Source organism: Flavobacterium sp., from assembly GCF_027484945.1.
Classification (GTDB): Bacteria; Bacteroidota; Bacteroidia; order Flavobacteriales; family Flavobacteriaceae; genus Flavobacterium.
Window position 1 is genome coordinate 46,183 of the sequence record NZ_JAIXRZ010000020.1, and the last position, 11,022, is coordinate 57,204.

Here is an 11,022-nt window from a genome sequence, read left to right on the forward strand (position 1 = left end):
TGAAAATTAAGAAATTTATTTGAATCCACTATCTATTGGCTCCCAAAGTTCAATTTTATTTCCTTCGGGGTCCATGATCCATCCAAATCTACCATATTCAAAGGTTTCAATTTCGCCTACAATGGTTACGCCTTCTTGCTTGAGTTTTTGAAGTATGCGTTCCAAATTATCTACCCGGTAATTGATCATATAGGGTTTTTCACTCGGGTCAAAATAATGCGTCCCTGCTTCAAATGGCGACCACTGTGTCATCGCATCACGGCCATTGGAATCTTTCCACCAAAACGACCATCCGTAATCATCGACTGGTAATCCCAAGTGCGTTGCATACCATGATTTTAATAACTTTGGATTTTCCGATTTAAAGAAAAAGCCACCCAAACCTGTTACATGTGGCTGCGCTGTGGATTCGACTTCTATTTGGCCATAAAATATCCGTATTTTATCCACTATCGTTTGGGCCAATTTTGCATGACTTTCAAAAGTCCAGCCCGCAATATGGGGTGTCAACAGTACTTGTTCAGATTGCAACAAATACTCCAACGCTTCGGGACGGTCATCTTCTGTAAACAAACTTTCAAACGAAAGCTTTTCATATTCTAAAACATCCAACCCTGCACCAAGAATCTTACCCGATTTCAGGGCCGCCACTAAATCTTCGGTAACTACATTTTTACCCCGCGAGGTATTGATAAACCAAAAGGGTTTGGCAAATTGATTAATAAATTCCGTGCCGATCATTTTATCGGTTTGGGATGTCCATGGCACATGCAAACTCAATACATCCGCGCGAGCTTGGAGCGTTGGCAAATCGACTTGTTGGGCATTTTCATCACCTACATTTGCTAGCAAATCATAACACAAAACCGTAACGTTAAAACCTTGTAATTTTTTGGCAAACGATTTACCCATGTTTCCATAACCAATAATTCCTACCGTTTTACCTTCCAATTCATAGCCACGATTACCTTCTCGAATCCATTGGCCTTGACGAACCATTCGATCAGCCGGGTTTAACCGGTTCATCAATGACAATAGCATGCCTACCGCATGTTCACCTACCGCATTGCGATTGCCTTCAGGTGCAGCAATTAAATGAATTCCTTTTGCAATTGCATAGTCAACATCGATACTTTCTAAACCCGCACCTACCCGTGCAATAAATTGCAATTGTGTAGCAGCATCCAAAAAAGCAGCATCAATTGGGAAACGACTGCGAATAACAATTACCTGATAATGGGCGATCTTGGATTCAACAGTTGCTTTATCTGAACTGTAATCGGCTTCATTGGTAAATCCGGCAAGATGCAATTGTTCCCAAAGGAGCGGATGATTGGAATCCAAATGTAAAATACGAATTTCGGCTGGGTTCAAAACAAGGGTATTTGATTTAAAGCAAAGATAGGAAAGCCCAAATAGAAAATGGACTTAGAATCCTAAAATCAAACGCGCAATGGAAAAGTAAATCATAATCCCAAAAATATCATTACTTGTCGTAATAAATGGCCCGGTTGCCAATGCAGGATCTATGCCTATTTTGTCCAACAACAACGGAATAAACGTTCCTATTAATGAGGCAATTACAATTACTGAAATTAACGCAATGGCAATAATTTCTCCAATTTTAGTTGCATAACCCAACAAGAAGTGACTTCCTAAAAATAAGATAATCGCAAGAATCACTCCATTCAATAACGAAAGTGAAATCTCTTTGAGTAAACGATTCCACAACGAACCACTGATCGAATTATTGGCTAACCCTTGAACGATAATCGCAGAAGATTGCACACCCACATTTCCGGCCATTGCGGCAATTAGCGGTGTAAAAAAGAACAGTTGACCGTGTTCTTTCATGGCGGGTTCAAACAAGCCCAAAGTATGTACCGAAATAAAACCGCCAAACAACGCCAAGACCAACCAAGGTAAACGCGCACGAGTTAATTCTAAGATGCTGTCATCTGCTTCAACATCTTGAGAGATCCCTGCGGCCAATTGGTAGTCTTTATCGGCTTCTTCTTTAATAACATCTACGATATCATCAATGGTAATACGTCCTACTAAACGGCCCATTTCATCGACTACGGGAATGGCTTCCAAATCGTATTTTTGCATAATTCGCGCAACTTCTGTGTTGGCTGTATGAACACGCACGTAATCTACTTTTTTGATATAAACCTCGCTAATTGGCGTCTTAGTAGAAGTGGTTAATAAATCTTTTAATGATAAGCGGCCTTTCAATCGATTATCATCGTCTACTACATAAATCGAATGAACGCGGGTAACGTGTTCGGCCTGTATGCGCATTTCCTTCACGCAGGTAAGGACATTCCAATTTTCATTGACTTTTACCAATTCTTTCCCCATCAAACCACCAGCGGTATCTTCATCATAGCGCAATAGTTCAACAATATCCTTCGCATGCTCAACATCTTCCAACTCTGAGATTACCTCTTCTTTTTTACTTTGCGGGAGTTCGGCAATAATATCGGCGGCATCATCGGTATCGAGCTCGTCGATTTCTTCGGCAATCTCTTTAGCCGACATGCGTTTTAAGAGTTTAACCCGAAGTTCCTCGTCTATTTCCATCAGCACATCGGCTGTTTTTTCAGAGTCAAGGATGCTAAAAATATAGGAAGCTTGATTATCGTCGAGTTCTTCCATAATCTCGGCGATATCGGCATAATGCAGTTCACTAAGGAGGTCGTGCAATTCACGCTCCTTATTCTGCCGAATCAAATTGTCGATTTGATCCAGTAATTCTTTACTAATTTTAAACTGCATAGGCCTCAATTTTTCGAGTTAATTCGATAAAGTCCTCGGTGGATAGTTGTTCCGGTCGAAGGTCAAATACCGAATCTTCTCGCAAAGAATCGGACAAATTTAAGGATTTTAAACTGTTTCGTAACGTTTTTCTTCTTTGATTAAAGGCCGTTTTTACCACATTAAAAAGCATTTTCTCACTACAAGCCAATTGATAATTGGGTTTGCGCGTTAGTCGCAATACACCCGATTTTACTTTTGGTGGCGGATTAAATACCGTTTCGTCTACGGTAAACAGGTATTCTGCATCATAAAAGGCTTGCACTAAAACGGAAAGTATCCCGTAGGTTTTGCTGCCCTTTTTTTCGCAAATGCGTTCGGCTACTTCTTTTTGAAACATCCCCGAAAATTCGGGAACACGGTCGCGCATTTCCAACATTTTAAAAACAATTTGCGTAGAAATATTGTAGGGAAAATTACCGGTAATCGCAAATGGTTTCCCTTGAAATTCTTTGTAAAAATCGTATTTTAGAAAATCTTTAGCGAGAATTTTTCCATGTAATTTTGGATAATGGGCTTCCAAATAAGCGACCGATTCTGTATCGATTTCAACTACATAGGTCTCGGTGTCTTTTTCTAAAAGATATTTGGTTAGTACCCCCATGCCGGGACCAATTTCCAATAGGGTATCATATCCCTGAAGCGTCAAGGTATCGCCAATACGACGGGCAATCGATTCGTCGGTTAGGAAATGCTGCCCTAAATGTTTTTTGGCTCTAACTTGGTTCATGAGAAGTAATTATAATTAAAAAATTATCCTTTTTCAGCGTATGTTTTTGTTTTACCGGAAATGATTTCATTCGTCTACACAATGCAAAAAAGCTTGAACAAGCGCTATTCTAAAAGAATTTAAAAATCCTCTTGTCGTAGCGTATTGGTTTCTTCTTTGGTGGTAAAACAAATTTCCATCGGTATTAATTATTTTGAAAATGCTCCGAAATCAATTGTAATTCCGTGCGGAATGCCAACATTTTATCACCAAATAACTTTTGACCTTCTTCCCTTAAACGCCCCGAATCTTCATCATAATAACGTTGTAAGGTTTGCAAACTATCGGTAGTATATTGAATGGCATAAGTGGTACCGCCCATTTCTTCTTCTACCAAAACTTTAACCATCCGCGCCGATGAAAATTTTCCGGTAGCCAATACCTCGTTGATATGTTTTGTTTGCATCCAATTCATCCATTGATCATGAACGCTTTCGTGAATGTTGATGGTTACATTGTATAGTATCATGTGTACGTATTTCAATTCAATCAATGCAAATTGGCAGTTTTAATTTCAATCTACATTTACAATTTAAAATTTATAATTTCTACAAATCTTTATCCCCTCGCAAACGACGGTATTTCTTCTGTGCGTCGACAAAATAAATACTGTCTTCTCGATTGATTATTAGATCTTCATATAGTGGTTTTGCTTTTTCGGTATCGCCTATTTTGGCATATAGCTCTGCGGCAAAATAGGTTGCTTCATCGACATATATACCGTCTTTATGTTGTTCAATAATTTGAAGGTAACTCGCTATTGCTTCTGGAATATTATTTTGGGCTTCCTGCAATTTCCCTATTCGGAGAAGCGTGATGGGTTCAATTTCTTGCCCTTTGTGCTCTTTCAAAATAGCTTGAAAAGCGGCCAAAGCTTCTATTTTTTTATTTTGGTACAACAAGAAATCGGCCCGGGCAAACTTTTTTAAAGCCGTTTGCGTTGAGTCGGCTACGGTATTATCGCTAATCAATAAATACAAATCCATAGCATCATTGGCGATTAACTGCGTAGAAGCCGATTTCAATACATTCAATTGGTGTTCAGCCCATTTAAAATCCCCTTTATAATAACTCGTTTTGGCCACCCGAAGACTGGCTTCCTGACCGACTGGGTTATTTCCACCATCGGTCTCTACTTGTGCATAATAAATTAGGGCTTGGTTAAACTTTTCTTCCAACAAAAGCAGGTCGGCCAAGTCCATTTTTACTTCGGCTATTTCTTCGCGCTTCAAAGGCATTTCAAGGGCATTTTTCAAAATGAGGCGCGCGTTTTCGGTATCTTTTAGTTGAAAAGCTAAAAATTTGGCTTTAAGCTGTAGTAATTGAAGCGTATACGGGCTTACTCCAAATTGCTTGATTCGATTGTCCAGCTCCAAGGCAATTGCCGGATAATCTGCAGGTTGTGCTTTTTTTATTTGCAATTCTATCAAATACGCATGCGCTTTGATTTGCAAATCCAAATCCTTGGTATTGAGTAAAATAAAATTTAAAATTTCAATAGCAGCTTCTTGATCATCTTCATTCATGGCGAGCTGAGCCAAGTTTACGATAGTTGAAAAAGACTCTGGATTGCGTTTGAAAATCGCTTTTTGTTGAATAAAGGCTTTTCCATATTCTTTTTGCTGAACATAAAACCAACTCAAAAAATCGTTCCAAAACACGTCTTGTGTTTTTTGAGTTCTTGCTAATAGGGCTTTCTTCAAAGACGTATTAAACGTTACACTCGCATCTTCATTCATAAAACGCGACAATTGATTTTGAATCATTACCAAACTCTGTGGATTAGCAAACGATTCAATTAAAAATTTTTCAATCATTGCGTCGATGTCCCCTTTTTGCCCGTAAAGCAAAGCCATTTGATAATTAAAATTATAACTAGGCTCGATAGTCAATGCTAACTCATAGGCTTGAATGGCATAATCGGTCAATCCTTTTTTGTCAAAAGCAAAGGCAATTTGAAAAACCTCATTGTGATTTTTTCGAATCTTATCTATCGCTTGATCGTAATATTTTTTGGCTTTATCGGTATTCTTTTGAAGTTGAAAATTATAGCCTAATTCGACCAAAAAATTTGCCTGTTTATATAGCTCCAAACGGTCAACAATTAACTTCTCGGCTTTTTCAAACTTTTGCAGTTGTTGATAGCACTCTATTGTACGTTGAAAATAGTTGAAATTATGGGGTTGTGATTTCAATAAATCCTCAAAACTCACTACTGCTTTTTCAAATTCACCCCGGTCAAAATAATGCTGTGCCAACTGCTCGTTTTGAGCAAAAGCAGCAAAGGTAAACCCGCAAATAATAGAACACAATAATTGCTTCATAGGATAAAAACAATGTACTAAAGTAACACAAAAAGCGCTAGTTTAGTACCTGTTTATGATTTCTTTACGAAAAGTTAGTTGATGATATCAAATCCGGTGTAGGGACGCAATACTTCTGGAATTACAATTCCCTCTGGAGTTTGATAGTTTTCAAGGATACCCGCCATTACGCGAGGCAAAGCCAAGGAACTTCCGTTTAAGGTATGGGCTAATTGGGTTTTCCCATCTTTACCTTTAAAACGCAATTTCAGGCGATTCGCTTGAAAGGTTTCAAAATTTGAAACGGATGAAATTTCCAACCAACGATCTTGAGCTGTTGAAAACACTTCAAAGTCGTACGTTAATGCCGATGCAAAACTCATATCACCTCCACACAATCGTAAAATTCGGTAGGGTAACTTCAATTCGCGCATAATTCCCTGAACGTGTTCAACCATTCCCTCTAAAGCCGCATAGGAATTGTCAGGATGCTCGATGCGAACAATTTCAACTTTATCGAATTGGTGCAAACGGTTCAACCCACGAACATGCGCTCCGTAGGAACCTGCTTCTCGACGGAAACAAGGTGTATATCCCGTACATAAAATTGGCAAATCATTTTCGTTCAATAGTTCATCGCGAAATAAATTGGTAACAGGAACTTCTGCGGTGGGAATTAAATACAAGTCATCCAATCCAACGTGGTACATTTGTCCTTCTTTATCGGGCAACTGTCCGGTTCCAAATCCAGAAGCTTCATTTACTAAATGCGGCACTTGGTATTCTTGGTAGCCCGCTTCAGTATTTTTATCTAAAAAATAGGAAATTAAGGCGCGTTGGAGGCGTGCTCCTTTTCCTTTATAAACCGGGAAACCGGCACCAGTAATTTTTACACCGAGTTCAAAATCGATGATATCGTATTTTTTCACCAACTCCCAATGGGGTAAAGCCCCTTCGTGCAATACGGGGATTTCGCCTTCCTGGAAAACATTCAAATTTTCTTCGGGTGTTTTTCCATTGGGTACATTATCTGCTGGTAGATTGGGAAGTATATACAATTTTTCGTTCAATTGATTGGCATAACCTTCCAATTGTTCTGTTAAGACTTTACTTTCTTCGCGAAGTTGCGTTGTTTTTTGTTTGAGGATTTCTGCTTTAGCTTTTTCTCCATTTTTCATTAACATCCCAATATCTTTAGATAATTTGTTGGATTCGGCCAAAACATTATCTAAGGATGCCTGCGAACTGCGGCGTTTTTCATCCAGTTGTACAATCTCTTCGACGATACCTTTGGCATCCATGTGCTTGCGCTTCAGCGCCGCAATTACCCGCTCTGGGTTTTCTCGAATAACAGCAATCTGTAACATGTGAAAATGGGTGTTTAAATCTAAACGGCAAAGTTAGGGAAATGCTTTTGATAATTGTTTATGAATTGAGGGGCAATTTTGGATTTGGTTTGTTTCAAAACAGTAAGCTTTTTAAAGCTATTTTGGGAATTGATTATCAATAGTATGGGGAAAATTTTCATACATTCGCAAAAATTTTTGATCATAATCATGAAAAATAAATCTACTTTTTTCCTTTTGCTGTTAAGTGTTTTGGGTTGGGGACAAACCAATTTAGATGAATTTAATGAAATGGTTAATGCCGAGCGAAAAGCAGCTGCTGCAACAATGAATGTAGTAGTAAATGCAAATACCTCCAATTATGACGTTACCTATCACAAAATTGAATTGACGGTCAACCCAGCTTCGCCAACGGTTAGTGGTAAAGTTACTACTACGTTTACTGCATTAGAAAACATGAATACCGTTACGTTTGATTTGATGAACGAACTTACGGTAACTGCAGTGAAAATGAATGGGGCAAACCTAGCTTTTGTTCAAAATGCATCAGAAGAATTAGTGATTACCTTACCTTCTACCGTAAATACTGGAAATACCGCTTCAGTAGAAATTACATACAACGGGACACCCCCCCCTAGTGGATTTGATTCGTTTGGAACGGGAACTCATGCTGGTACTCCGGTCATGTGGACCTTATCAGAACCTTTTGGCGCGCGCGATTGGTGGCCCTGTAAACAAGATTTGAATGATAAAATTAATTTGGTTGATATTTATATTACGGCTCCCTCACAATATGTAGCTGCTTCAAATGGATTGGAGCAGTCACAAACCATTAATGGAGCTTTAAAAACTACCCATTTTCGACATAATTATCCGATTCCAGCGTACCTCATTTGCTTTGCAGTAACCAATTATACGGTATATACTCAAACTGCAGGGACGCCTCCCAACACGTTTCCAATTGTGAATTATGTGTATCCCGAAAATTTTAATGCTACCACACAAGCGCAAATGGATGAGACGCTTGCCATTATGGATTTTTTTGAATCTACTTTTGAACCTTATCCATTTTCCAATGAAAAATATGGTCATGCGCAATTTGGTTGGGGCGGCGGCATGGAACATACTACCATTTCCTTTATGAATAATTTCAGTCGTGGTTTAATTGCACACGAGCTCGGACATCATTGGTTTGGCGATAAAGTGACCTGCGGTAGCTGGAAAGATATTTGGTTAAATGAAGGTTTTGCAACCTACATGGCCTCAATGGTAATTGAACAATTTGATGGTGAAACTGCATTCATTGCTGATAAAACCGCAATGATTAGCAATATTACTTTGCAAACAACCGGTGCAGTTTATTTAACCGATACCGAGGCATTAAATGCTAGTCGAATTTTTAGCAGCCGTTTGTCTTACAACAAAGGTGCAATGGTTTTGCATATGTTGCGCTTTAAGTTGGGTGATGCGTTATTTTTTCAAGCATTACGGAATTATTTAGCCGACCCTACATTGGCTTATAACTATGCGGTTACTGCACAGTTAAAAATGCATTTAGAAACTGCAGCCAATGAAGATTTAACCGAATTTTTTAATGATTGGGTCTATAATCAAGGGTATCCAACTTATACTGTTAGTGCGCAAAATTGGGGAGGGGGTCAAGCAAAAATTACCCTAAACCAAACCCAATCGCATCCAAGTGTTACCTTTTTTGAAATGCCTGTACCCATTCGACTAACGGGGTCAGGAGGACAGACCTATGATGTTGTTTTAAACCATACGTTTAGTGGTGAAGAATTTATAATTCCGGTACCTTTTACTGTAACTGGCGTACAATTTGACCCTAAAAAGCACATCATTTCGCGCAATAATACGGCGCAACTAGACCAGGCGCTTTTTACTACTGCAGCAACAATTGCCTTATATCCTAATCCAACTAATCAAAAGGTACATTTGCAAATGCCCGACCAATTGGATTTAGAGACCGTAACCATTTACAATTCGGTAGGACAAATGGTAGGAGAATATACTCATACCGATATGGATATTCGTCATTTAGCTTCTGGGAGTTATCACGTTAAAATTTTGACTTCTGAGGGGGTGTTTTATAAAAAATTAATTAAAAACTAAATTTAGTCATACGCTCGTAAACTAGGTTAGAAATAGCCTACTTTTGTGCTTCATTGAATTAGGAGAAGAATACATGGAATTTGCAATTAAATTAGGTCAGTTTTTACTGAGTTTGTCAATACTTATCGTCTTACACGAATTGGGTCATTTTATACCAGCCAAACTATTTAAAACCCGTGTTGAAAAATTTTATTTATTTTTTGATGTAAAATTTGCTTTGCTTAAAAAGAAAATTGGCGAAACCGAATACGGTATAGGTTGGCTACCATTGGGGGGGTATGTCAAAATTGCTGGGATGATCGACGAGTCGATGGACACCGAGCAGATGCAAGGCGAACCTCAACCATGGGAATTTCGATCCAAACCCGCTTGGCAGCGATTAATTATTATGTTAGGGGGCGTTATTGTTAATTTTATATTAGCCTTTATCATTTATATCGGAATGACGTTTTATTACGGTCAGGAATATATTGCAAACGATGCGATTACAAAAGGATTATGGATAACCAACCCTGTTTTGGAAAAGGCCGGTTTGCGAAATGGTGATAAAATTGTAAGTATCGATAATACGCCTATCAAACGCTATAACGAAATTGCTAACCACCTATTACTTGCGAAAGAAATTGTGGTTAACCGTGAAGGAAAAAATACAACAGTACACCTCCCTATAAATCTGATTGATCAATTAATGAAAACAGAAAAAGGGATGTTGGTCAATCTTCGGATTCCGTTTATAATTTCAGAAGTTACCCCCAATTCCCCTAATAAATCTATTTTTAAAGAAAAGGATATTATCACAGAGTTTAACGGTCAAAAAATTGAATTTGTTGACGAATTGCTTCCGTTATTGCAGCAATCAAAAGGTAAAAAAGTAGCGGGTGTGGTAAAACGAGATAACCAGCTTACTCCCGTACAGATTCAAATTAACAATGCGGGAAAAATGGGAGTTGCCTACGCAAGTCTATTACCCCCGAATGATATGGAAAAAATGGGATTGTATCCAATACAGCATGAAGAATTTAGTTTTTTTGAATCCATCCCCATTGGAATTGATATGGGCTTGAATCAACTCACTAGCTACGGCCGACAATTAAAAGCAATTTTTAACCCAAGTACAGGTGCATACAAAGGCGTTGGTGGATTTGGTGCTATTTTTAAAGTATTCCCATCAAGTTGGAGCTGGCAAGCCTTTTGGGGAATCACTGCATTTTTATCCATTATGTTGGGTGTCATGAATTTATTGCCTATTCCAGCCTTAGATGGCGGTCATGTGATCTTTTTATTATATGAAATGATTTCGGGGCGCAAACCCAGTGATAAATTCTTGGAAAAAGCGCAAATGGTTGGATTCATAATTCTGATTGCATTACTTTTATTTGCTAACGGAAATGACATTTACAAAGCGGTATTTGGCAAGTAATTTTTTTTTCATTTTTTTCTAAAAATGTTTGGATTAATAAAATTCCGTGTTATCTTTGCAACCGCTTAAAAGATAAAACATCTTCCTCCTTAGCTCAGTTGGTTAGAGCATCTGACTGTTAATCAGAGGGTCCTTGGTTCGAGCCCAAGAGGGGGAGCAAAACAAAAGCCTGATATGAAAGTATCAGGCTTTGTTGTTTTAAGAAACTCCAAGATTTATTCTTTTATAAATTTA

8 protein-coding genes, 1 tRNA gene and 1 pseudogene are annotated in these 11,022 nt (G+C 38.4%); 3 read left to right on the forward strand and 7 right to left on the reverse strand.

Going from position 1 to position 11,022, the window contains the following annotated elements; genetic code table 11:
• Positions 1 to 15 precede the first annotated feature (15 nt).
• From Q0039_RS10270 to serS, 7 genes and pseudogenes are all read right to left on the reverse strand, one after another.
• A complete protein-coding gene (locus Q0039_RS10270) occupies positions 16 to 450 on the reverse strand; it encodes a VOC family protein (protein WP_366520866.1) in 435 nt (144 codons plus the stop codon).
• Positions 436 to 1,374, reverse strand: a pseudogene (locus Q0039_RS03190) (2-hydroxyacid dehydrogenase); the annotation flags it as partial. The pseudogene Q0039_RS03190 and the gene Q0039_RS10270, both read right to left, overlap by 15 nt.
• Before the next feature lie 54 nt (positions 1,375 to 1,428).
• Positions 1,429 to 2,781 (reverse strand): magnesium transporter, encoded by a 1,353-nt coding sequence (gene mgtE / locus Q0039_RS03195; protein ID WP_297508960.1) that lies wholly within the window; start codon positions 2,779 to 2,781, stop codon positions 1,429 to 1,431.
• On the reverse strand, positions 2,771 to 3,550 hold the full coding sequence (gene rsmA, locus Q0039_RS03200) for a 16S rRNA (adenine(1518)-N(6)/adenine(1519)-N(6))-dimethyltransferase RsmA (protein ID WP_297508963.1): 780 nt from the start codon (positions 3,548 to 3,550) through the stop codon (positions 2,771 to 2,773). The genes mgtE and rsmA overlap by 11 nt, the downstream gene beginning before the upstream one ends.
• A 184-nt stretch (positions 3,551 to 3,734) precedes the next feature.
• Positions 3,735 to 4,058 (reverse strand): DUF4286 family protein, encoded by a 324-nt coding sequence (locus Q0039_RS03205; RefSeq protein WP_297508966.1) that lies wholly within the window; start codon positions 4,056 to 4,058, stop codon positions 3,735 to 3,737.
• Between the two features lie 79 nt (positions 4,059 to 4,137).
• Positions 4,138 to 5,913 carry a tetratricopeptide repeat protein gene (locus tag Q0039_RS03210; protein ID WP_297508969.1) on the reverse strand — a complete coding sequence of 592 codons (1,776 nt, stop codon included), beginning with the start codon at positions 5,911 to 5,913 and terminating at the stop codon, positions 4,138 to 4,140.
• A gap of 74 nt (positions 5,914 to 5,987) precedes the next feature.
• Positions 5,988 to 7,259: a serine--tRNA ligase gene (gene serS / locus Q0039_RS03215; RefSeq protein ID WP_297508972.1), complete on the reverse strand. Its 1,272-nt coding sequence runs from the start codon at positions 7,257 to 7,259 to the stop codon at positions 5,988 to 5,990.
• A gap of 189 nt (positions 7,260 to 7,448) precedes the next feature.
• Here serS and Q0039_RS03220 point away from each other — a divergent pair, with 189 nt between their 5' ends.
• The 3 genes from Q0039_RS03220 (at position 7,449) to Q0039_RS03230 (ending at position 10,945) form a co-directional block, all read left to right on the forward strand.
• Positions 7,449 to 9,368 (forward strand): M1 family aminopeptidase, encoded by a 1,920-nt coding sequence (locus tag Q0039_RS03220; protein WP_297508975.1) that lies wholly within the window; start codon positions 7,449 to 7,451, stop codon positions 9,366 to 9,368.
• A gap of 73 nt (positions 9,369 to 9,441) precedes the next feature.
• Positions 9,442 to 10,788 carry an RIP metalloprotease RseP gene (rseP, locus tag Q0039_RS03225; protein WP_297508978.1) on the forward strand — a complete coding sequence of 449 codons (1,347 nt, stop codon included), beginning with the start codon at positions 9,442 to 9,444 and terminating at the stop codon, positions 10,786 to 10,788.
• 83 nt (positions 10,789 to 10,871) lie between these two features.
• Positions 10,872 to 10,945, forward strand: a tRNA-Asn gene (locus Q0039_RS03230).
• Positions 10,946 to 11,022 lie beyond the last annotated feature (77 nt).

Bases quoted from the DNA above. Each gene is read 5' to 3' on its own strand.
- mgtE (WP_297508960.1), bottom strand. From the start codon at position 2,781: ATGCAGTTTAAAATTAGTAAAGAATTACTGGATCAAATCGACAATTTG.
- rsmA (WP_297508963.1), bottom strand. From the start codon at position 3,550: ATGAACCAAGTTAGAGCCAAAAAACATTTAGGGCAGCATTTCCTAACC.
- Q0039_RS03205 (WP_297508966.1), bottom strand. From the start codon at position 4,058: ATGATACTATACAATGTAACCATCAACATTCACGAAAGCGTTCATGAT.
- Q0039_RS03210 (WP_297508969.1), bottom strand. From the start codon at position 5,913: ATGAAGCAATTATTGTGTTCTATTATTTGCGGGTTTACCTTTGCTGCT.
- serS (WP_297508972.1), bottom strand. From the start codon at position 7,259: ATGTTACAGATTGCTGTTATTCGAGAAAACCCAGAGCGGGTAATTGCG.
- Q0039_RS03220 (WP_297508975.1), top strand. From the start codon at position 7,449: ATGAAAAATAAATCTACTTTTTTCCTTTTGCTGTTAAGTGTTTTGGGT.
- rseP (WP_297508978.1), top strand. From the start codon at position 9,442: ATGGAATTTGCAATTAAATTAGGTCAGTTTTTACTGAGTTTGTCAATA.